The organism is Faecalibacillus sp. TM498, assembly GCF_020589955.1.
Classification (GTDB): Bacteria; Bacillota_I; Bacilli_A; order Erysipelotrichales; family Coprobacillaceae; genus Faecalibacillus; species Faecalibacillus intestinalis.
In genome coordinates, this window is record NZ_JAJDKB010000042.1 from 1 (window position 1) to 21,629 (window position 21,629).

Annotated in this window: 23 protein-coding genes; 11 read left to right on the forward strand and 12 right to left on the reverse strand. The window is 33.5% G+C overall.

Translation table 11 applies throughout. The features are described from left to right. The first annotated feature begins 180 nt into the window (after positions 1-180). On the forward strand, positions 181-1,482 hold the full coding sequence (locus LJD32_RS11515) for an O-acetylhomoserine aminocarboxypropyltransferase/cysteine synthase family protein (RefSeq protein WP_227392451.1): 1,302 nt from the start codon (positions 181-183) through the stop codon (positions 1,480-1,482). A 24-nt stretch (positions 1,483-1,506) separates the two neighbouring features. On the opposite strand, the gene LJD32_RS11520 is transcribed toward LJD32_RS11515, so the two are convergent. Beyond that, positions 1,507-2,043 carry a hypothetical protein gene (locus LJD32_RS11520; RefSeq protein ID WP_032089921.1) on the reverse strand — a complete coding sequence of 179 codons (537 nt, stop codon included), beginning with the start codon at positions 2,041-2,043 and terminating at the stop codon, positions 1,507-1,509. Positions 2,044-2,172: 129 nt separating this feature from the next. Between LJD32_RS11520 and LJD32_RS11525 the strand changes: the two genes are divergently transcribed. Beyond that, a complete protein-coding gene (locus LJD32_RS11525; RefSeq protein WP_081918903.1) occupies positions 2,173-3,012 on the forward strand; it encodes a tRNA 2-thiocytidine biosynthesis TtcA family protein in 840 nt (279 codons plus the stop codon). 53 nt (positions 3,013-3,065) lie between these two features. Here LJD32_RS11525 and LJD32_RS11530 read toward each other — a convergent pair whose 3' ends face one another. Continuing rightward, entirely contained in the window at positions 3,066-3,497 is a 432-nt protein-coding gene (locus LJD32_RS11530) for an RrF2 family transcriptional regulator (protein WP_119363891.1), read from the reverse strand. Between the two features lie 90 nt (positions 3,498-3,587). Next, entirely contained in the window at positions 3,588-4,907 is a 1,320-nt protein-coding gene (locus tag LJD32_RS11535) for an aspartate kinase (RefSeq protein WP_032089923.1), read from the reverse strand. Between the two features lie 128 nt (positions 4,908-5,035). On the opposite strand from LJD32_RS11535, the gene LJD32_RS11540 reads away from it, so the two are divergent. Then, positions 5,036-5,686 (forward strand): GDSL-type esterase/lipase family protein, encoded by a 651-nt coding sequence (locus tag LJD32_RS11540; RefSeq protein WP_227392452.1) that lies wholly within the window; start codon positions 5,036-5,038, stop codon positions 5,684-5,686. Positions 5,687-5,725: 39 nt separating this feature from the next. Here the strand turns inward: LJD32_RS11540 and LJD32_RS11545 are convergent, their stop codons facing one another. From LJD32_RS11545 to LJD32_RS11565, 5 genes are all read right to left on the reverse strand, one after another. After that, positions 5,726-6,361, reverse strand: coding sequence for an epoxyqueuosine reductase QueH (locus tag LJD32_RS11545; protein ID WP_227392453.1), 636 nt, complete (start codon positions 6,359-6,361; stop codon positions 5,726-5,728). Beyond that, a complete protein-coding gene (gene queA, locus LJD32_RS11550; RefSeq protein ID WP_227392454.1) occupies positions 6,361-7,386 on the reverse strand; it encodes a tRNA preQ1(34) S-adenosylmethionine ribosyltransferase-isomerase QueA in 1,026 nt (341 codons plus the stop codon). The genes LJD32_RS11545 and queA overlap by 1 nt, the downstream gene beginning before the upstream one ends. Then, positions 7,387-8,520 (reverse strand): tRNA guanosine(34) transglycosylase Tgt, encoded by a 1,134-nt coding sequence (gene tgt / locus LJD32_RS11555; protein ID WP_032089927.1) that lies wholly within the window; start codon positions 8,518-8,520, stop codon positions 7,387-7,389. It abuts the gene before it with no gap. Between the two features lie 74 nt (positions 8,521-8,594). Beyond that, positions 8,595-9,539: a GTP-binding protein gene (locus LJD32_RS11560; RefSeq protein WP_227392455.1), complete on the reverse strand. Its 945-nt coding sequence runs from the start codon at positions 9,537-9,539 to the stop codon at positions 8,595-8,597. 4 nt (positions 9,540-9,543) lie between these two features. After that, positions 9,544-10,677: a GTP-binding protein gene (locus LJD32_RS11565; RefSeq protein WP_227392456.1), complete on the reverse strand. Its 1,134-nt coding sequence runs from the start codon at positions 10,675-10,677 to the stop codon at positions 9,544-9,546. 95 nt (positions 10,678-10,772) lie between these two features. On the opposite strand from LJD32_RS11565, the gene rlmD reads away from it, so the two are divergent. The 5 genes from rlmD to LJD32_RS11590 all read left to right on the forward strand — a co-directional run bounded on the left by rlmD (position 10,773) and on the right by LJD32_RS11590 (position 16,272). After that, positions 10,773-11,912, forward strand: a complete 1,140-nt coding sequence (rlmD, locus tag LJD32_RS11570; RefSeq protein WP_227392457.1) for a 23S rRNA (uracil(1939)-C(5))-methyltransferase RlmD — start codon at positions 10,773-10,775, stop codon at positions 11,910-11,912. A 164-nt stretch (positions 11,913-12,076) separates the two neighbouring features. Then, complete coding sequence (locus LJD32_RS11575; RefSeq protein WP_055238586.1) at positions 12,077-12,706, forward strand: hypothetical protein; 630 nt, start codon at positions 12,077-12,079, stop codon at positions 12,704-12,706. Between the two features lie 489 nt (positions 12,707-13,195). Further along, positions 13,196-15,319 carry a penicillin-binding transpeptidase domain-containing protein gene (locus LJD32_RS11580; protein ID WP_227392458.1) on the forward strand — a complete coding sequence of 708 codons (2,124 nt, stop codon included), beginning with the start codon at positions 13,196-13,198 and terminating at the stop codon, positions 15,317-15,319. After that, positions 15,267-15,779: a DUF6070 family protein gene (locus tag LJD32_RS11585; protein WP_227392459.1), complete on the forward strand. Its 513-nt coding sequence runs from the start codon at positions 15,267-15,269 to the stop codon at positions 15,777-15,779. Before LJD32_RS11580 ends, LJD32_RS11585 begins: the two co-directional genes overlap by 53 nt. 52 nt (positions 15,780-15,831) lie before the next feature. After that, positions 15,832-16,272 carry a hypothetical protein gene (locus tag LJD32_RS11590; protein WP_107001154.1) on the forward strand — a complete coding sequence of 147 codons (441 nt, stop codon included), beginning with the start codon at positions 15,832-15,834 and terminating at the stop codon, positions 16,270-16,272. A 96-nt stretch (positions 16,273-16,368) separates the two neighbouring features. On the opposite strand, the gene LJD32_RS11595 is transcribed toward LJD32_RS11590, so the two are convergent. From LJD32_RS11595 to LJD32_RS11605, 3 genes are all read right to left on the reverse strand, one after another. Next, positions 16,369-18,165 (reverse strand): BlaR1 family beta-lactam sensor/signal transducer, encoded by a 1,797-nt coding sequence (locus LJD32_RS11595; RefSeq protein WP_227392460.1) that lies wholly within the window; start codon positions 18,163-18,165, stop codon positions 16,369-16,371. Between the two features lies 1 nt (position 18,166). After that, the gene (locus LJD32_RS11600) at positions 18,167-18,553 is read right to left on the reverse strand and encodes a BlaI/MecI/CopY family transcriptional regulator (protein WP_227392461.1); all 387 of its coding nucleotides are present in this window, start codon (positions 18,551-18,553) and stop codon (positions 18,167-18,169) included. Between the two features lie 191 nt (positions 18,554-18,744). After that, positions 18,745-19,092, reverse strand: a complete 348-nt coding sequence (locus LJD32_RS11605) for a helix-turn-helix transcriptional regulator (protein WP_227392462.1) — start codon at positions 19,090-19,092, stop codon at positions 18,745-18,747. A gap of 264 nt (positions 19,093-19,356) precedes the next feature. On the opposite strand from LJD32_RS11605, the gene LJD32_RS11610 reads away from it, so the two are divergent. From LJD32_RS11610 to LJD32_RS11620, 3 genes are all read left to right on the forward strand, one after another. Beyond that, on the forward strand, positions 19,357-19,611 hold the full coding sequence (locus LJD32_RS11610) for a hypothetical protein (protein WP_227392463.1): 255 nt from the start codon (positions 19,357-19,359) through the stop codon (positions 19,609-19,611). Next, a complete protein-coding gene (locus tag LJD32_RS11615) occupies positions 19,550-20,179 on the forward strand; it encodes a DUF3825 domain-containing protein (protein WP_227392464.1) in 630 nt (209 codons plus the stop codon). The genes LJD32_RS11610 and LJD32_RS11615 overlap by 62 nt, the downstream gene beginning before the upstream one ends. Positions 20,180-20,448: 269 nt before the next feature. Then, positions 20,449-20,787, forward strand: coding sequence for an HTH domain-containing protein (locus LJD32_RS11620; RefSeq protein ID WP_227392465.1), 339 nt, complete (start codon positions 20,449-20,451; stop codon positions 20,785-20,787). A gap of 85 nt (positions 20,788-20,872) precedes the next feature. On the opposite strand, the gene LJD32_RS11625 is transcribed toward LJD32_RS11620, so the two are convergent. Next, positions 20,873-21,629, reverse strand: a 757-nt coding sequence (locus tag LJD32_RS11625) for an IS3 family transposase (RefSeq protein WP_227392466.1), incomplete at its 5' end; no start/stop codon positions are given.

Sequence of the window (21,629 nt, forward strand, 5' to 3'; positions counted from 1 at the left end):
CTTATTACCAGATGGTGGAGATCGTTATTTATCAACACCTTTAATTCAAGATTAGATAGGGGAATTTAAATGATTGAAGAATTAAGACATAATTTCCGTAACGGACGAATGTGTAAATAGTTTCATTTATTCATAAAACAATATATAATATTTATACAAAAGAAAGAAGAGGAAATTAAAATGGCAGTAACTAAAAGAGAAGATAGAAAATTTAAATTTGAAACATTACAATTACATGTAGGACAAGAACAACCAGATCCAGCAACAGATGCAAGAGCAGTACCTATTTATCAAACAACATCTTATGTATTTAAAAATAGTGCACATGCTGCAGCACGTTTTGAATTAGCAGATGCGGGGAACATCTATGGACGTTTAACAAACTCTACACAAGGTGTATTTGAAGATCGTATTGCCGCTTTAGAAGGTGGGGTAGCAGGTTTAGCTGTTGCTTCTGGAGCAGCTGCAATCGCTTATACTATTCAAGCTTTAGCAGGACAAGGTGAACATATCGTTGCTCAAAAAACAATTTATGGGGGAACTTCTAACTTATTAGCACATACATTTACTCAATATGGAATTACAACTACTTTCGTAGATGCTCATAATTTACAAGAAGTTGAAGATGCAATTCAAGAAAACACAAAAGCAATTTATTTAGAAACTTTAGGAAATCCTAATAGTGATATTCCTGATATCGATGCAATTAGTGCAATCGCTAAAAAACATGGATTACCAGTTGTTGTTGATAATACATTTGGTACACCATATCTATTTAGACCAATTGAACATGGTGCTGATATCGTTGTTCATAGTGCTACTAAATTTATTGGTGGTCATGGTACAAGTTTAGGTGGTGTCATTGTTGATGGTGGTACTTATGATTGGGCTAAGAGTGGACGTTATCCATGGATCAGTGAACCTAACCCAAGTTATCATGGAGTGAAATTTACTGAAGCTGCAGGACCAGCTGCTTTCGTTACTTATATTAGAGCAATCTTATTAAGAGATACAGGAGCTACAATTTCTCCATTCAATGCATTCTTATTATTACAAGGTACAGAAACATTATCTTTAAGAATTGATCGTCATAATGAAAATACTAAAAAAGTTGTTGAGTTCTTACAACAACATCCAGCAGTAGAAAAAATAAATCATCCTTCATTACCAGATCATCCAGATCATGCTTTATATGAAAAATATTTCCCAAATGGTGGAGGATCAATCTTTACTTTTAATATTAAAGGTGGCGTAGAAGAAGCTCATAAATTTATTGATAATTTACAAGTATTCTCATTACTTGCTAATGTCGCTGATGTTAAATCATTAGTTATTCATCCAGCAACAACTACACATTCACAATTAACAGAAGAAGAATTAGCTGATGTTGGAATTCAACCTAATACAATTCGTTTATCAATTGGTACAGAACATATTGATGATATCTTATTTGATTTAAAAGAAGCTTTAGATCAAATTTAAAAACTTGGCAAATGCCAAGTTTTTTTATTCTGTTTCAGTTGTTGAATCTGAATTTGTATTTTCATTTGATGAAGAATCATCGGTTGTATTTTGTGATGAATCACTTTCATCGCTGTTTGTTGTATTATCACTTGATGTGCTTTCTTCATTTTTAGATGAAGAAGATTTTTCTTGTTGGGTTTCCTTTTTTGTAGATGTTGACTTGTCTGTTTTTGTTTTATTTTGTTGATCTACTTGTTTTTCTAATTGATTAATTTGTTTTTGTTGATCTTGATAATGTTCATATGCAAAATAGCCACCAACTCCTGCACCAGCAATTAAAAGTAAAATAAGTAACGTGATAAGGAAAGTAGAAATTTTAGAACGTCCATTTTTTTTCTTTTTCACTTTCGTTTTTGTCTTCTTTCTTGTTACCTTTTTTGTTTTAGGTCTTTTTTTATTTTTACTTTTTGTATAGGAATAATCAGTATTATCATAGTATTCTTTTTCTAAATCATCTTGTTGATTATCGTTTTCATCTATATTTTCTTCTTCATCGTTGAATTTAAATCTTTCAGCCATAATTATCACCTCGCTATCATTTTATATATCAATATGAATTGAATTTGAACTTTTTATGTGAATTATTCGAAAATATTTGACTTTAGATATGAATTTTGTTTTTATAAATAGAGAAAGTGAGGATAAAAGATGGATAATTTGGAGTATTTAAAAGAAGTAGAGAAGAGTATTCAAAAAAAATATAAGAAAAAATTATGGAGACCTTTTTGCAAGGCTATTAATCAATATGAATTAGTAAAACCTGGAGATAAAATTGCTGTATGTATTTCTGGTGGAAAAGATTCTATGTTGATGGCTAAGCTCTTTCAAGAATTAAAAAGACATAATAAATTTGAATTTGAACTTGTTTTTATGGTAATGGATCCTGGGTACAATAAAGTAAATAGACAAATGATCATTGATAATTCGAAAAAATTAAATATTCCAATTCAAATATTTGATTCACAAATATTTGATTCTGTTTTTAATATAGAAAAATCTCCTTGTTATTTATGTGCGAGAATGAGAAGAGGACATTTATATGCTAAGGCAAAGGAATTAGGATGTAATAAGATTGCTTTGGGACATCACTATGATGATGTTATTGAAACTATTTTAATGGGTATGCTTTATGGAGCACAAATTCAAACAATGATGCCTAAACTTCATAGTTTGAATTTTGAAGGAATGGAACTTATTAGACCGATGTATCTTATTCGTGAAGATGATATTAAGGCATGGAGAGATGAACATGAATTAACATTTTTACAATGTGCATGTAAATTTACTGAAGAAAATCAAGATGCTCATGATGAAGAAAATGCTTCTAAACGTTTAGAAATTAAACAATTAATTAAGGATTTAAAGAAAGTAAATCCTTTTGTTGAAGGAAATATTTTTAAAAGTGTAGAAAATGTCAATTTAAAAACAATTGTTGCTTATAAAGATGATGAAGGAAAACATCTGTTTTTAGAACATTATGATGATTGATCGTGTAGAAATACACGATTTTTAAATAAAAAAACATATCAATGATATGTTTATTAGATAATATATTCAATTTGATATCCATGTAAATCAGCAAGATCTTCTAAAGTATAGGATTCTAAATAATCAGTAATAACTTTATTTAGTCCTTTATAAAAAGGAAGAGTTAAACATTCACTATAACGAGGACATTGATTAGGTTCAGTTTCTAAACAGGCAACACAAGCGATTGGACCTTCAACAGCAACTAAAATATCTTTTGCTGTATATTTATTCATATCTCTTGTAAGAGAATATCCACCTTGGGCACCTCTAACGCTTTTAATAAGTCCTGCACGAATTAAAGGAGTAGCTATTTGTTCAAGATATTTGATAGAAATTTCTTGTCTTTTAGCAACATCTTTAAGAGATATATTTCCTTGTTCTTTATTTTGGGCTAAATCAATCATTAATCTTAGAGCATAACGCCCTCTTGTTGATATTTTCATATGACCACCTCTTGTTTATTATAACATCTTTTTTAAATAATTCCTAGAGAAATTATATGAATTAAATAAAAAGAAAAAAGACTAAAGTCTTTATTCTTGTTCAATAAACGTATTATAGATAGCACGAATTGCGTCATTAAAGTGAATGTTTTTAACACCAACAATGATATTTAATTCTGAAGAACCTTGATCAATCATTTTAACATTTATTTTTTTATTAGCTAAAGCTGTAAATACTTTTGCTGCAACTCCACGACCATCTTTCATACCACGACCAACGATAGCAATTAAAGCAAGGTCAGATTCAAGTTCAATTGAGTCAGGTTCAACGGCACGATGCAAGTTAGCTAAAATTTCTTGTTCATGTTCAATGAATGAATTTAATTCAACAATTACGTTCATTGTATCAATACCAGAAGGCGTATGTTCATAAGATAGACCAGCTTCTTCAATAACTTGTAAAACTTTTCTACCAAAACCAATTTCATCATTCATCATATCTTTTTCAATCATGATTGTCGCAAAACCTTGTTTACCAGAAATACCAGTAATAATATGATCTGGTTTATGCACAGTACTTTCAACGATTAAAGTTCCAGCATCTTCAGGTTTATTAGTATTTTTGATTACAATAGGAATTCCTTGAGAACGAATAGGGAAAACAGCATTTTCATGTAAAACACTTGCTCCCATGTAAGAAAGTTCACGTAATTCTTTATAAGTGATTGTTCCAATCACTTCTGGATTTTTAACAATACGTGGATCAGCAACTAAGAATCCTGAAACATCTGTCCAGTTTTCATAAAGTTTAACTTGTCCACATTTAGCAACGATAGAACCAGTTACATCACTTCCTCCACGAGAGAAAGTTCTAATTTTTGTAGGGTCTTCACTACATGAACCATAGAATCCAGGAATAACACAATTTTCTACTTCACTTAATTTTTTAGATAAAACAGGATCTGTTTTTTTATCATCATAATTTCCATGTTCATCGATAAAGATACATGTTGCAGGATCAACAAATTCAAATCCTAAATAATTTGCAAGTAAGATACCATTTAAATATTCCCCACGACTTGCTGCATATTCTTCACTGATTTGATCTTGGAAGTTTTTCTTAATAACTTCAAATTCTTCAGTAAGATCAACTGTTAAATTAAGTTCATCGATAATACTTTGATAACGATCTTTGATTGTATCGAAAGTACATTCAAACTCTTGTTCACTTTCTGCGTTATATGCTTTGTATAATAAATCAGTAACTTTGATATCATCTTTAAAACGTTTACCAGGCGCTGAAGGTACAACAAAACGACGATCTGGATCACTTTTGATAATGTCACCGACTTTTTTAAATTGATGGGCATCTGCAAGAGATGAACCACCGAATTTGACGATTTTCACCATAATAATTCTCCCCTCATATTAATGATAATAAAATATCACTTTTTTCAAGTATATTCAATATTTTTTCAATATTGAAAAAATAAAACAATAAAAATATAATAATATTATATAGAAAAGAGGTCGACATTATGAGAGAAAATATGACATTTCTTACAAATTACTATCAAATAAGAGAAATGACAATTGATCGTATGAAAGAAATTATTGATCAAAATAAAAATGCAAAGGAAGGCGGTACTGTCTTTTTTGGAGATTCTATCACCCAATTTATGGATATAGAAAAATATTTTCCTGAAATAGATAATAAATATAATTGTGGTATTGGTGGAATTACTTCCACAATGCTGCTTCATTTTATTGATGAAGGAGTTTTAAAATTTAAACCTAAACAACTTGTTTATATGATTGGTACGAATGATTTAGGAAAAACAGTTATGCAATCACCTAAAGATATTGCTATTAATGTCAAAGAACTTGTAGAAACTGTACATTATAACTTACCTGAATGTGAGATTTATGTTGTTAGTCCATTGCCATGTCTTCCTATGCATGATTATAAACATACACCAGGGGTTTTAAGAAGTAATGATCTTTTGAAAATGGTTTATAAGGAATTTAAAAAGACAATTCCTTATGAATATGTAACTTTTATTAATGCTTATCCAATATTATGTAATAAAAAAGGTGAACCTGTTGAAGTTTACTATGAAGATGGACTTCATATTAATCATGAAGGATATCTACGTTATACAAATTGTTTAAAAGAATATATTTTATAATAAAAAGGAAACGAAAATATAAAAAACAAGGAATTATTTTTATAACTCCTTGTTTTTTTCTCTTTCTAACATATCTTGATAAGAATAAACACAACCACAATAATTTTGTCGATAAAGATTATATAATGTGGCGAACTTAACGGATTTTAAGTAACCATTGTTCTTTTTAAAATCACTGAAAAGAAATTGTGTTTTTTCTTGATTAAAGCTTGCTCCAATTTCATTGATCCATTGACTATTTTTATGTGGAGAAACACTTAAAACAGTTGTCCAATAATCAAAGTGATGTAAAGATGCATAATCATAAGCATCTTTCATTCTCTTTGAATAACAAAGATAACAACGTTTTCCACCTTCAGGTTCATCTCTATATTGAGAAATATCTTTTAGATATTTTTTTGGTTGATATTCTTTTTCAACAACTTGAATATTTTGATTGAAATCTTGATTAAAGCGTTGAATAAAATTTTCTAATTCATGAAATCGTCGAAAATACTCGGTATCTGGATAAATGTTTGAATTAGAGTAATAAATAGTTATATCGAAAAATTCAGATATTTCTTTTAAAACGTTTCCGCTACATGGCCCACAACAAACATGGAGAAGTAGGGTGGGTTTTGTACCTTTTATTTTTTCTAATTCTTCTTTGAATTTTAAGTCGTAATTGATTTTCATTATAAAATCATCATGCTATCACCAAAGCTAAAGAAACGATATTTTTCTTTGACAGCTTCTTTGTAAGCTTTGAAAATAAGTTCTTTTGAAGCAAAGGCACTAATCAACATCAATAATGTTGATTTAGGTAAATGGAAGTTTGTGATTAAACAATCAATAGCTTCAAATTTATATCCAGGGTAAATAAAGATATCTGTATTTTCACTTGTTGCTTTAAATTTACCATATTTTTTCATATTAGCTTCTAGAGTACGTGTTGATGTAGTTCCTACCGCAATAATTCTTTGACCATTAGCTTTAGCTTTATTTAGTTTATCAGCGACTTCTTCACTGATCATATAGAATTCACTATGCATGTGATGATCTAAAACATTTTCTTCTTTAACAGGTCTAAATGTTCCAAGGCCAACATGTAAACATACATCAAGAATTTCAATACCCTTATCTTTTATTTTTTGATTGATTTCTTCAGTAAAATGTAAGCCAGCTGTAGGAGCTGCTGCACTTCCTTCAATTTTAGCGTAAACTGTTTGATATCTATTTTTATCTTCAAGTTTTTCTTTAATATAAGGAGGTAAAGGCATTGTTCCTAACTGATCTAAGATTTCGTAGAAGATACCATCGTATATCATTTCAAAAACACGAATACCTTCATCTTTGATTTCAATACATTTTGCTTTTAACAAGCCTTCACCAAAAGTAATGACTGTATTCATTTTTACAATACGTGCATTACCGCATAAACATTCCCAAGTATCTTTCTTTAATTCTTTTAATAAAAGAACTTCAACATGTCCATTTGTTTCTTCTTTAATTCCAAATAAACGAGCAGGAATAACTTTTGTATTATTTCTTACTAAAACATCACCTGGTTTTAAATAATCAAGAATATCATAAAAATGTCTGTGTTCAATATTTCCGTTTTCTCTATTTACTACCATTAATCTAGAAGTATCTCTTTTTTCAACAGGATGTTGAGCAATGAGTTCTTCAGGTAGTTCAAAATCAAATTCACTTAGTTTCATTTAAAAAGCCCTCTTATAAACATCTCTACCATATTTATCTAAAAATTCTTCTTTAAAATCTAATAAACGATCTTCTTGAATTGCTTTACGAATATCTTCTGAAAGTTGTAATAAGAATCTTACATTGTGAATCGATAACAATGTTTTTCCAAATAATTCATCTGATTTATGAAGATGTCTTAAATAAGCTCTTGTATAATTTCTACAAGTATAACAATCACATTCAGGATCAATAGGAGTAAAATCTTCTTTAAACTTTTCATTATTAATATTCATACGTCCATGATGTGTCATTAAAGCACCATGTCTAGCAACACGTGTTGGTAAAACACAATCATACATATCAATACCACGAATCGCAGCTTCAATTAAATCAATTGGATTACCAACTCCCATTAAATAACGTGGTTTATCTTCAGGTAACCATTGAACCGCATCTTCGACCATTTTATACATTACATCTTTTGGTTCACCAACGCTCGTTCCACCAATTGAATAACCAGGGAAATCCATTTCTACAAGTGCTTTGGCACATTTTTCTCTTAAATCAGGATATTCTCCACCTTGAACAATTCCAAATAACGCTTGTTTTTCATTATGATGCGCTTCTTTACCTCTTTTAGCCCAACGAATTGTTCTTTCAACACTATGTTTCATATAATCATAAGTTGCTGGATAAGGAGCACATTCATCTAAAGACATAATCATATCTGCTCCTAATTTGTTTTGAATATCGATAGCTTTTTCTGGAGATAAGAATAAAGACTTACCATCAATAATACTTTTAAAATAAACGCCTTCTTCTTTGATCTTTCTTGTTTTTCCCAAAGAAAAAACTTGGAATCCTCCGCTATCTGTAAGCATAGGACCGTCATAGTTCATAAACTTATGAAGACCACCTGCTTTAGCAACAATATCTTCCCCAGGTCTTAACCATAAGTGATATGTATTAGAAAGGATTACTTGTGATCCCATTTCTTTTAACATTTCAGGGGCAATTCCTTTTACTGTAGCTAGTGTACCTACAGGCATAAACATAGGTGTTTCCACATCTCCATGAGGAGTATGTAAAATCCCATATCGAGCACCACTTTGTTTACAAACATGTTTTAATTCATACCAAAAATCTTTCATTTTTCCACCTCTTTTTGCCTATTCATTATACATGAAAGTATTTATAAATAAAATAGAAAAAGAGCTAAATGCTCTTAATCAAATGTAACATATTCATTTTCTAAAGGTTTAGCACCTTCTAAATGATCAACATGTAAAATAGGAATATTACTTTGAATAGATTCATCATATTCTAAACTAATGGTTCCATCAACCACTAACCATTCATCTTTAATTAAATCTTTAGCGTATTTACTAATACATACTAAACCTAAAAGTTGCATATCATCACTACAACATACCATGGCTTGTCTACCTAAAACAAAACCATTTTCAATTAATTTATCACGGCCAATCACTTTACCTTTGATCTTAATTGTTTTATTTTCATAGATTTGAGGATTTTCCATAATATGCATACAGAAAATACCATAATCCATATCATTTACTTCAATATAATCATCATTTAAGTTATATGGTAAATCATTAACAGTTAAATCTTCAATTTGTCTATTTTTATTTTCATAAACAATTTGACACATTGGATTTAAAGATTTAATACTTCCTCTAATAGGATATTTCTTTGTATTTTCATCACAACGATTAACAATAACTAAATCACTACCAGTAACATGATAAACGAATTGTCCACGCATATTGTTGTAATAAAGATCAAATGTTTCAGCAGAAATCGTTGTAAGGATTTGAACAACTTGCCATTGATCAATACAAATTTCATCCACGAATTTTGTATTATCCCACATTCCGTTATATTCAATCATAACTTGTGTTGGTTGGTATTTTTGATGTAAATGAAGAAGAGTTTCATAATTTAAATCTTCTTCGTTTTCAATAAATTCAACAGAAGTATTTTCTTTTTCTAAAGCTGGAATATCAAAAGCGACTTCACCTTCTTCGCAGGCAATGATCAAAGTTTTTTCATCTTCACCAAAACCTTGTTCAAGAAGAGTATCTTGGATAAATGAAGATTTTCCACTTTCTAAAAATCCAGTAAACAAATAAACTCTTGTTTTATTCATACGCTTATCCTAAAAATAACTCCTTAATTGTATTTTCATCTAAGTCTTTACCAATTACACAAACTTGGCCTGTATAAATAGGTTTACCTAAACGAATTTCAAATTCACCTGGTACTAAATCAAAATACCACCAATCTTCATTTCCGCTATCTACAAAACCTTTAGCTCTTAAAACATTATCATCATTACATAATTTATTTAAGATATCACTTAATTCAACTTCGTTATATTTTTTAACAGTATCAAATCCGATACTATTGAAAACTTCATCTGCATGATGGTGATGATGTCCACAACCACATTCATGATCATGGTCATGGTGATGATGATCATGCCCGCAACATTCATGTTCATGGTCGTGTTCATGGTGATCATGTCCACAACATTCATGGTCATGATTGTGTTCATGATGATCGTGTCCACAACATTCATGGTCGTGATCGTGTTCATGGTGGTCGTGTCCACAACATTCATGGTCATGGTCGTGTTCATGATGGTCATGCCCGCAACATTCATGATCATGTTCATGCAATAATTCTTTTTGAACGTTCACTTCACAAGCATTAATGATATCTAAACCATTTAATTTATCCCAAGCAGTTGTAATGATTGGTGAATGATCGTTTAATCCTTTTAAGATGTCTAAGCATTCTTTTAATTGGAATTCAGTTAAGTCTTGGCTACGACTTAAAACAATTAATGATGCATGTTCAACTTGGTTATTATAGAATTCACCAAAGTTTTTAGTATACATACGACATTTTTTAGCATCAACAACTGTAATAAAATTATCTAATTCCATTTCATCACTATTGATTGTAGAAACAGCTTTAATAACATCAGATAATTTTCCAACACCAGAAGGTTCGATAATAACACGATTAGGATGATACGTATCTAAGACTTCTTTTAATGATGTTTCGAAATCTCCTACTAAACTACAACAAATACATCCAGAGTTCATTTCGTTGATTGTAACACCAGAATCTTTTAAGAATGTTCCATCAATTCCAATTTCTCCAAATTCATTTTCTATTAATACGATTTTTTCATTTTGATATGCTTCAGCAATTAATTTTTTAATTAATGTTGTTTTTCCAGCACCTAAAAAGCCAGAAATAATATCTATTTTACTCATATATTTCACCTCCGCTAGATTATAACACTCATAAATCATTTCATCAAATGATAATACCTATGTTATAATGATTGACAAGTAAAGGGTGATAAAAAATGAAATGTCCAATAATTAAAAAATGTGGAGGATGCTTTTATCCACAAGATCAATATCAAGAAGAATTAAAAGAAAAGACATTATTTATAGAAAAAGAAATAAAGAAAACAAAATTAAAAATAGATGTAAAACCAACAGTAGCCTCACCATTAGAAAATGGTTATCGAAATAAAGCAATTGTAGCTTTTAATCAAAAATATGAATACGGATTGTATGAGGAACATAGTCAAGATATTATTCCTTATAAACACTGTTTATTACACGAAGATATTATGGATGAAATCTTACAATATATACAATGCTATTTAAGAAAGTATCGTGTTTCTATTTATGATCGTAAAAGACATAAAGGGTTATTAAGACATGTTTTAATTCGTCGAGGTGTTAAAACGAATCAAACAATGGTTGTTTTAGTATGTAATGAAAATATGTGGCGTGGATCTAAACAATTTTGTAGCCAATTAGTTAAGAGGTTTCCAAGCGTTAAAACAATTGTCTTAAATGTCAATACACGTAAAACACCAATTGTTTTAGGTAATGAAGATAAGGTTCTTTATGGTAAAGGATTTATTGTTGATGAATTGTGTGGTTTGAAATTTAAGATTTCTCCACAATCTTTTTATCAAATCAATCATGATCAATGTGTGAATCTTTATACCAAAGCTTTATCCTTATTGAATATTAAAGGAAATGAAACAGCAATTGATGCTTATTGTGGTATTGGAACAATCGGAATGATTCTATCACAAAAAGTAAAACAAGTTATTGGAGTGGAAAGTAATAAAGATGCAATCAAAGATGCAAAAAACAATGCACGAATGAATCAACTATCTAATATTCAATTTGTATGTGATGATGCGACTGAATTTATGAAAAAACTTGCGAAAGAGAGATATAAAGTAGATGTGGTTATTATGGATCCTCCAAGAAGTGGTTCTACTAAACAATTTATGGATTCGGTTAAAATATTGAATCCAAAACAAGTTGTTTATATTTCGTGTGATCCAACAACACAAATAAGAGATATTCAATATTTTAAAAAGATAGGTTATCACACTCATACAATGCATCTTTATGATATGTTTCCCCACACAAGACATGTTGAAACAGTGGCTCTGCTGACGAGAAAAGCCCCGTAAATCAAAGGTTTCCGCCGATTTGGGGCAAAAATGGATGTGTGTTTCAGTTTCCGCAGAATGGGTATGAGGGAATTGATTTACCTCAGGGATAAGATTTTCGGAATTATCAGTATACATTTTGGCAAAAGGAATACTTTTTCGCAAAAGAGAAGGAAGATGACGATATGAGAAGAAGAAAAGAAGAGTATAAGCAAAATAATTTCAATGGAAATGTGAATTTTACAGGAAAAACTCAAATTGCAGCAGGAGATATTATCAATAATATCTCGGAAGAGAAGCAAAAGACGGCAAATTATGATCCAGAACCAAAATGGCGTAGTCCATTTACTTTAGCTGTTTTAACATGGATTAGCACTATTATTGCAATTGTAGGAATATTTCCGTTTGCCAAAATAGTAAAAAGTATAGTTTGCTTTTTTAGAGGGATGAATGGAAATACAATAAGTTTAGATATGCAGAAATATTCTATTATTTTTATAATATTTGTATTTTTATTTTTAATCTTTTTTACACTTAGAAGAATTGCTAAAAAGCAAACGAGACATCCTTTGTTTTTCAATTTTGCAATTAGTGGTTATGGGAATAGATTGACCATAGAGAAAATACATATTGAAGGATGCCCTCAATGTGGGGGCAAAATGAAATATTATAATAAACCAGTGGAATGGAGAGAAATTCTTCGTAGTGATGGAAGCACGAAACGTGAAGTGACAAAAAGAATACCTGTGTTAGAATGTAAGCGAAATGCAGAACATTGGTATGCAGTTGATCCTGCCGAGGACAGGGTAAAGTAGTAACATTAAAAGGAATTTTCAAATGGTTAAGGTATTTACCCCACCCTTAAGTTAATAGTGTCACTTTCGCTATGCAGTATAAAATCAAAGTTCAGGGGAATATTGAAACCGTTTGTCTGCTTTCAAAGAAACCTTGATTTTCTGCGGTTTGTGGGATAATAAAGAAAGATAATGGACGTGTGTTTTCTGGTCTTTTGAATGAAACATTTGAATATTGAAACAGTGGGGTGGTTTGAAACTTACTGAATAATAGGCTTTTGCTAAAAGGTATCACTTTTGCGAAAATGTATGATACTTCTCGGCAGGAGCCTTTTTATATAAAGATAACTTGACTTCCAAATCTTACTGATGTAATATTTACACAAGTGCAGAAGGATTGCGGACGAAATTTTTTACCTCAAAATCTTACGAATGTAATATTTTGAAGATATAGTGTACATTGAAAATAGAATATGACCATATCAGCAATGAAAATAAATGGAGGTCAATATGAAGAAAGGAAAAAGCAGAAACAAGCGAAAGAAAACAAGAAGCAGGCTCCTATGGATTGCGATTGCTGTTATAGGAATAGCTGCGGTAATTTCTGCGGTATGTGTGGCAGGAATGTTGGAAACAAAAGAAAATGCCTGGAGGACACCGGAAGAACTTCTGGTGGAGTACATGTATCATATCCCCCAAAAGGAATATAAAGAAATGTATGCGATGTTGCACGTTGAGGCATCGGGAAGTATCAGTCAGGAGGATTTCATAAAACGCAACTCAGCTATTTATGAAGGCATAGAAGTCCAGAATATGGCTGTCCGGATTATTGCATATGACGAGGAGCAAATGATGGTAACCTACCAGACTTCTTTCGATACAGTTGCAGGAACTATCAGCTTTGAGAATGAAGCACTTTTCCTAAAAGACGAAGAAGGATATAAGTTGGTTTGGGATGATTCCATGATTTTTCGGAATCTAACTTCTACAGATAAAGTAAGAGTTTCCACTACACAGGCGGAACGAGGAGAAATTCTGGATAGGAACGGACGTGTCCTTGCAGGAAAAGGTACAGCTTCTTCGGTTGGAATCGTTCCGGGAAAGTTGGAAAACAGAGAGGAAGCAATCGCACAGATTGCAGAACTATTGGAAATCACACCGGAAGCGATAGAAAAGAAACTGTCTGCAAAGTGGGTAAAGGATGATTCTTTTGTTCCTATTAAAACGATTCCAAGAGTGGAAGAAATTGAGTTAATGTCTATCAGTCCAGATGAAGAAGTCCTAAAGGAGAATGAAAGGCATGAAAAGTTGCTGGAGATTCCCGGAGTGATGATATCTGATGTTGAAGTGCGTGAATACCCATTAGGGGAAGCAGCTGCACATTTGGTCGGATATGTTCAAAGTGTTACTGCGGAAGATTTAGAGGAACATGCAGGAGAAAGCTATACAGCCAATAGTGTAATCGGCAGAAGTGAAATGGAGGGATTGTTCGAAAGTGAACTCAAAGGCCAGAACGGTTGCAGGATTTATATTGTAAACTCGGAAGGCAAAGAGAAGGAGGAACTTGCTTGCATCCTGGTACAGCATGGACAGGACATCCAGCTTGCGATAGATACTGATTTACAGGTTTCCTTGTATGAGCAGTTTAAGGAAGATAAAAGCTGCTCGGTAGCCATGAATCCTTATACTGGAGAGGTATTGGCTTTGGTCAGCACACCAGCCTATGACAATAACGATTTTATTATGGGATTATCGAGTGAGCAGTGGACTGCACTTAACGAGGATGAGAATAAGCCAATGTATAATCGCTTCCGGCAAGTATGGTGTCTGGGGTCTACATTTAAGCCAATTACCGCTGCGGTCGGATTGGAATCAGGAGCAATCGATCCAATGGAAGATTACGGGAACGTAGGCTTAAGCTGGCAAAAGGATGCATCGTGGGGGTCCTATTATGTAACAACACTCCATGCATATGAACCAGTCATTTTAGAGAATGCCCTGATATATTCCGACAATATTTATTTCGCAAAGGCAGCATTAAAGATTGGATCAGAAGAGATGGAGAGTTCTTTGACTGGACTTGGTTTTAATGAGGAATTGCCATTTGAGATTAAGATGGCAGAGTCGCAGTATTCTAATTCAGAGGGAATTGAAACAGAAATACAGTTAGCTGATAGCGGTTACGGTCAAGGGCGGGTTTTAGTGAATCCGTTACATATGGCTTGTATCTATTCTGCTTTCTGTAACGAGGGAAATGTCATAAAGCCTTATTTGGTATATAAGAATGAAGCAACAGCTGAGTATTGGATTCCGGGTGCCTTTTCTAATGAGACAGCAAGCCGTGTATTGGAAGGAACAAAGAAGGTTGTGAATGATTCTAATGGAACTGGATATGCAGCTCATCGGGATGACATTCTTTTAGCAGGAAAAACAGGTACGGCAGAAATCAAGGCATCGAAGGATGATATTTCGGGTACGGAATTAGGATGGTTTGCAATTTTTACAGCAGAAGATATGGTAGAACGTCCTATATTGATTATCAGCATGGTAGAAGATGTGAAAGGTAGAGGAGGAAGTGGATATGTTGTTAAGAAAGATGGCCTGGTCCTGGAAGAGTGGTTTAGCAGTAATTAGTTTTGTACTGATGCTTAGTGTTTCAGGGTGTAGCGATGCACCCCCGGAAGAAGATACAGTTTCGGAAACAGTAATTGATATTCAAGCTATTCCAGAAGATTCTAAGGAGAACGCAGAAGAAATTATAAACATCTGTATAGATCTTTATAAGAAGGCAGCAGAAGAAAACAAGATAGCTGATTTGGAAACGATTCGTAGTATTGTAAATTGCCTTGGAGAAAATGGATATCCGGCTGTTGACAGCAGAAATCAAATTAACATGACGGACCCAGAGAAGGTAGTGGAATTCTGCGAAAAGGTGGATGCACAGGAAGAAGCAGAAATAACAATTATTGAAGTCAGTTATTTAGGCGGATTTGTAAAATACGATTTACACACAAAAGACGGAAATGTAGATGTGGTCAGTAGTGGTAAAACATCATGGTCAGCGACTGGAAGTGAAGAGCATGAAATAAATTAAGATAAGCTTTTGATTTTAATTCGATTATCTACATGTGGAGTGAGGTGTTTTTATGAGAAAGTTTGTTAGAACGTATTCTCCATTTTTAGTATATTTTGTATGTGTGGCTTTGGCTTATTTTCTTTGTTTTTATTTATTTCCCAAATATAATGCGGCCTTAGCCTATTTGGGTTTTTTAATTATATATACATATATTGATATTGGGGTTTTTATTTTAGGTTTTTTTATGGGAAAAATCATTGTCAAACGCAGCATTGACATTAGCTTTTTGCTGTGCCTAATATATGCATTAATTTCTTTCGGGTTGATGCTCTTGATAGGTTCTCTGAAATACGTTTTTTATGATTATATGTATAGTAACTTTACGTTTACATTTTCAATCTTCATTGAATCATTAGGTGATAGAGATAGTTTGTTTGTTTCAATTGGGACATTTATATCTTTTTTTATTGGAGAAATTATAGAATACATCAATGATAAATCTAATTCTTGACGTATAGAACTGGATAATTGAAACGCTTTTATGCATAAAGTGAAAATAAAAAAATCGGGCAAAGGATTATACGACTATGACCTTTACCCGATTTCTTTATTTCCAGATATTCATGTCGGACAAGATAGACATGGTTATTTCAGTTGCGTTGCCTCCGGTAGCATCGCTGTCTGCACCAATGTTGGTAGCGAAAAAGTATGTATTATCTACAGTTTCGATATAGCCGATAAACCATCCGTTCACATCTTGGCCATCCACACGTCCGGTTCCGGTCTTTCCGTAGAATGTTCCGGCATCGGAAGAGGAAAGGCGGATGGCATCTTTTACTGCATTGATATTTTCAGGGGCGAAGCCAAGGCTGTTATTCTGCAGCCTGGTTAGAAGTTCGACCTGCTCTATTGGGGAAATCTTCAAGGAAGATTCCATCCAATAAGTGGAGAAATCACCACTTATATTTTCGGTTCCATACCCAATTTCCTCAATATAGTTGGAAATGTTAGCGGCTCCAAGCTGTTCGTCCACAGATTCAAAATACCAATTCACGGAGGAATTCATTGCAGACTGTAAAGTCTGATCCGCATTCCATGCTTCAAATGGATAGATTTCGCCATTCCATGCAATGAACGAATTTTCCGGTGTAATGATCTCTTCTTCCAATCCGAACAGGGCATCATATATCTTGTAGGTGGAGTTTGGAGCAACTCGTAAGGTGGCATGTTCCATGTCGTGTATGCTCCATGCATCATTTTCTAAATCGTATAAAACAAAGCTGCCTTCGTATTCTCCGAAGTATGTGGAGAGGTCTACATAGGAAACATTCTCAGAAGAGGAATCCCATTGGTAGTGGCTTCCGTCTGCTGCGTATGTGGAAATAAAAGGTGCGAATCCAAGGAGAAGAACAGCAGTCAACATGAATGCAGTCATACCTTTTATTCTTTTCATAAATGTCGGTTTCTCATAAGAGGCAATGTTGATAATTCTTCGTTTCATCTGCTCCATGTTTCCACCAAGGCCGGCGGCAAACGGAAAAGGAGTAAGTGAAACCTTCTCTGCAAAGTTAATCAGTGTATTGCCATAATCTTCGTAAGCATCCTCTTCAAGCATTTTCAAAACGGAAGTGTCACAGGCAACCTCTCTATCATTACGCATTTCTTTCAGTGCGTACCAGACAAGAGGATTGAACCAATATACTACCCCAGCAAGATTCATCAGATAACTGGCAACAGCATCTTTGTGCTTATAGTGCTGCAGTTCGTGCAACAGCATATATCGCATATTGGATTCGTTGTAATCAGAGATCAGATGAATTGGCAGATAAATACGTGGTTTCAAAAGTCCCACAATAATCGGGGATTTCAAAAATGCAGTACTGTAAACAGGGATATTTCTATGAATTCCCATTTCCTCCAAACATCGATGATATAGTCTGCGTACTTCCGGGTTCTGAAGGGGAAGTCCAGATTTCTCCAAATTGCGTAGGCGGAGTGAGGATTTGATTACTAATATGATTATTGCAAAAATGCCTATAATCCATATCCCCAATAATATGTATCCGGCAATGGATGGTGTTTCGCTATTTACAGAAAGTGCGAAATCATTCATCCAGTCTGTATTTCCGACCGGATGAATTCCCACAGCTTCTCCCATAGCGGTTGCAGTGCCGGAAGCAGGGGAGCTTCTTAAGCTACCAAGCCACGAGAAGATTTGTGGAAATCCGATGAGACGGAACGGTATAAAGGGAACTGCTAGCAACCCAAGGAGCAGGAACCACAGATTATACTGCATCCGGCTGGACAGGTTGTTTTTGAATATCCGCTTGGCTATCAAAAGAATTCCGATGATACCGTTGATAAATACATTGCATATTAAAAAGCGTATCATAAAATTAGCCACGTTAATTTCCTCCTTTTTTTGACCTCTTGGAAAGAAGGGAACGTAGGGTGTCTATTTCTGTTTCAGACAGTCTGTCATTTTCTATATAGGCAGACAGCATGGCAGTGATATCCCCGTCATAATAACGATTAAGAAAGGAATTACTTTCTTGGCAAATATATTCACTTTCTTTTACTAATGGAGTATAAACGAAAACACGACTTTGTTTTTCATAAGTGAGTACACCTTTAGTAACAAGACGTTTAATAAGTGTTTGTATCGTTTTAGGACTCCAGCTTGTGGTCTGTAATAATTTATCTGTTATTTCATTGGTGTTAATTGGAGCATGTTTCCATACGATTTTCATAACTTCAAATTCAGCTTCAGAAATCTGCGGCAAGTCACTCATTTAAAATCCCTCCTTAAATCTTACGGCTGTAATAAATATATTATAGACGTTATTTATGTGGTTGTCAATTTCAGAAAAAACATATTGACTTGAAATCTTACTTGTGTAATAATTCAAATCTTACAAGAGTAAGATTTGAAGATGGCAACAAAAAGAAAAGAACCAGAATCACAATGGATTAGCTGGTTCCTTTACTCGTTTGAATTACCTCTTTTATGTATGAGTGCTAAGAGGTATTCAATTGCTGGAAGTATCTCGGCTACCTCTTGCTCATCACATTCCTGTAGCATCAATAACAGTTTTTGTTTTTTCACCCCATCCGTAGCAGTGTCAGGGTGGAAAATACGGTCTGCAGGAATGTGTAAATAAGCGATGATCTGGCACAATACTTCGAACTTGGGATTACCACGGTCGTTTTCAATATTTAGTATTGTACGCTCATCACAACCTATTTGTTCAGCTAATGCTGCTTGAGATAGATGGGCTTCTTCTCTGGCAGCCCGGACTACCTTCGCAAGATTTTTTACATAGTCATGCATTACAATTCACCTCAGTGCTAGTTTACACTACAGGGTAAATATTATGGATTACAATAGAGTACAGGTATAAGATGAAACGAACTATACAATAAAAGGAGAAATTACATGGAAGCAAGGAAACAGCACAGAATACGATGTTTGTTGAAGTTACTGAAATTTGTTCATGGATAAAAACGCATTGATAGGTGTATCGCAATTCACAGAACGGTAGAATTGCAATACATCTATTTTATATTTCAAGAGAAAACAAAAAGGAGGCTCATGATGAAAGAGATGGAAGCAAAGACAGAAAACAGATATGAGTACAGAAAACCACAGGAAAAGAGGAAACAGATGATAGCACCGGATTTATTTGAATTTGCATATGTACCGGATTGGTACGGACATTTAGCGGAACTGGAGAGATTGGCATTGCCGGAATCATGGAAGTTCCGAAAGCCGAGCCGGGAAACAAAGAATGCAGACACCCCCCATTTTAGAACGTTACATACATACAATTTTTCGCAAGCAGGTTATTGACTTTAATTCAGAAAGTGATCCAAGAAAAGCAGACAGTATTTTTCATTTGGAAAACGAATGTGTCTGCTTCCATACTGGATTATACACACCTCAGTACAAGGGAATTTATGGTTATTTTGAAAGAAACAATTTTTCGGATTCTTTAAGAGATTGGTATTTTAGAGGTTTTTGTGATGAACTGTCTCCAAAGTTAAGATACATCAAGCCATTACCACAAAAGCCCGTCTATCATATGGCGCAGAGTGGCATTAACTTTAATCCAGAGTGGCCTATAAGAGTAAACGTAAATCACATATTGGGAGATGAAGAGAACCTGGAGCGTATTCCGGCTAAAATTCGGAAGGTGAAGAATCTGCCGCTATTGTTTGAAACAGCAGTAGAACTTGGGAGAAGGAAGTCGGTAATTGAACCGGGGCTTGTAGTCCCACAGGGATATCAGGGGAGAGTGCAGTATCTTCTTCCAGTTTATCTGACGAATATGCAAAAACCTGACCTTGCCATGACACTGGCAGTTATGGATGGGTACTATTTGGGTAATACCTGTCTGACGTTGGAGATGCATATTTGAATGCGAGAGTAGTTGCAAGGCCAATGGCTCCGTGGCTTACGGAACTCGTAAAATAGGAAAACAGTACATAGAAACATGGATTGAATGGAACACCCGACAAGATGCAATAGCTGAATTGCGCCTTGTCGGGTGTTTTTCGCTTAAAGGATGATGGACAGGCTTCTTCTCTGCTGCTGAAAAAAATCTCAAAAAGTTTTTTAAATAGGAAATGAACCTTCCTATTTAACTCTTATGATGATGCCATAAAGCAGAGGAAAGGAGGTGGGCAAGTGTTGAAAGCGAATGAACGCAGGCAGAAGATATTGGAAATTCTGTGTGTGCGCCGTCAGGAAACGATGGAAAATCTGGCACAGGAATTCAATGTTACAACTCGTACAATTCGGAGTGATATTGAAGAATTGACACTTGCCCACCCAACTGAAACCGTGCGTGGCAGATATGGTGGAGGCGCCAGGGTTGCAGATGGCTATTATCTTGGACGTAAGTATTTAAAACCAGATCAGCAGGAACTGTTGAAGCGGCTTTCAGAAAATTTAACAGGCGAAGACCTCGCTACGATGAACAGTATCCTTTCCGAATTTGCTTTGACAAAAAAGGCAGAGAAATAAGTCCTGTCTGAAAGATGGAGGTGAAAGGTGGTACTATGTCAAGATTTCGGACAACTTAAATGTAAGAATTATTTGTAGTAGGCCTTTAATTACTTAAAAATAAGTATTTTTGTTCAAATTGTGCAGGTGATAAATACCCACAATGTGAATGAATTCTTACAGTGTTATAAAATCCTTCTATGTATTCAAATATTAATCTATAAGCATGATTATAATTTTGAATTTTATGAAAATTTAGCCATTCTCTTTTTATTAATGAATGAAATGATTCTATACATGCATTATCCCACGGTGTTCCTTTTCTTGAATAACTTCTTATAAATTCACGGGTTAATTCTCTATATTTTGTCGAAGTATATTGAACTCCTCGATCACTTTGTATTACTAATGGGTTTTCAATATTTCTTCTTTCCTTTGCTTTTTCAATACATTTTAATACTTCATCTGCATCCATTGTCTTTGTAAGTACCCAAGAAATAATTGATCTTGAATATAAGTCCATAACACTTGTTAAATATACAAATCCATCATCATATGTCCATATATAAGTAATATCTGTGCACCAAGCTACATTTGGCTTAGTAGGATTATAATGCCTGTTTAACAGATTTTTTAATTTGTCAGAGAAATCATGACTAACTGTTGTTTGAATATATGGGTTAATATATTTTGCTTTGATATTGTTTTCCTTCATGATCGAATAAACATATTTTTGACTTACCTTTTCACCCTTTTTGTTCAGTAGTTCTGTTATTTTTGGTGATCCATATATTTCATACGATTCTTTATGGATTTTCTTGATTTCTTTTGTAATTCTTTCTTTTCTTAATTTGGTTTTGCTT

Coding starts and splice junctions, on each gene's coding strand:
- LJD32_RS11535 (WP_032089923.1), bottom strand. CDS start 4,907: ATGGTGAAAATCGTCAAATTCGGTGGTTCATCTCTTGCAGATGCCCAT.
- LJD32_RS11615 (WP_227392464.1), top strand. CDS start 19,550: ATGCAGACACCCCCCATTTTAGAACGTTACATACATACAATTTTTCGC.
- LJD32_RS11530 (WP_119363891.1), bottom strand. CDS start 3,497: ATGAAAATATCAACAAGAGGGCGTTATGCTCTAAGATTAATGATTGAT.
- LJD32_RS11525 (WP_081918903.1), top strand. CDS start 2,173: ATGGATAATTTGGAGTATTTAAAAGAAGTAGAGAAGAGTATTCAAAAA.
- LJD32_RS11520 (WP_032089921.1), bottom strand. CDS start 2,043: ATGGCTGAAAGATTTAAATTCAACGATGAAGAAGAAAATATAGATGAA.
- LJD32_RS11580 (WP_227392458.1), top strand. CDS start 13,196: ATGAAGAAAGGAAAAAGCAGAAACAAGCGAAAGAAAACAAGAAGCAGG.
- queA (WP_227392454.1), bottom strand. CDS start 7,386: ATGAAACTAAGTGAATTTGATTTTGAACTACCTGAAGAACTCATTGCT.
- LJD32_RS11605 (WP_227392462.1), bottom strand. CDS start 19,092: ATGCATGACTATGTAAAAAATCTTGCGAAGGTAGTCCGGGCTGCCAGA.
- LJD32_RS11515 (WP_227392451.1), top strand. CDS start 181: ATGGCAGTAACTAAAAGAGAAGATAGAAAATTTAAATTTGAAACATTA.
- LJD32_RS11590 (WP_107001154.1), top strand. CDS start 15,832: ATGAGAAAGTTTGTTAGAACGTATTCTCCATTTTTAGTATATTTTGTA.
- LJD32_RS11610 (WP_227392463.1), top strand. CDS start 19,357: ATGAAAGAGATGGAAGCAAAGACAGAAAACAGATATGAGTACAGAAAA.
- LJD32_RS11565 (WP_227392456.1), bottom strand. CDS start 10,677: ATGAGTAAAATAGATATTATTTCTGGCTTTTTAGGTGCTGGAAAAACA.
- LJD32_RS11560 (WP_227392455.1), bottom strand. CDS start 9,539: ATGAATAAAACAAGAGTTTATTTGTTTACTGGATTTTTAGAAAGTGGA.
- LJD32_RS11575 (WP_055238586.1), top strand. CDS start 12,077: ATGAGAAGAAGAAAAGAAGAGTATAAGCAAAATAATTTCAATGGAAAT.
- LJD32_RS11545 (WP_227392453.1), bottom strand. CDS start 6,361: ATGAAAATCAATTACGACTTAAAATTCAAAGAAGAATTAGAAAAAATA.
- LJD32_RS11585 (WP_227392459.1), top strand. CDS start 15,267: ATGTTGTTAAGAAAGATGGCCTGGTCCTGGAAGAGTGGTTTAGCAGTA.
- LJD32_RS11600 (WP_227392461.1), bottom strand. CDS start 18,553: ATGAGTGACTTGCCGCAGATTTCTGAAGCTGAATTTGAAGTTATGAAA.
- rlmD (WP_227392457.1), top strand. CDS start 10,773: ATGAAATGTCCAATAATTAAAAAATGTGGAGGATGCTTTTATCCACAA.
- tgt (WP_032089927.1), bottom strand. CDS start 8,520: ATGAAAGATTTTTGGTATGAATTAAAACATGTTTGTAAACAAAGTGGT.
- LJD32_RS11540 (WP_227392452.1), top strand. CDS start 5,036: ATGAGAGAAAATATGACATTTCTTACAAATTACTATCAAATAAGAGAA.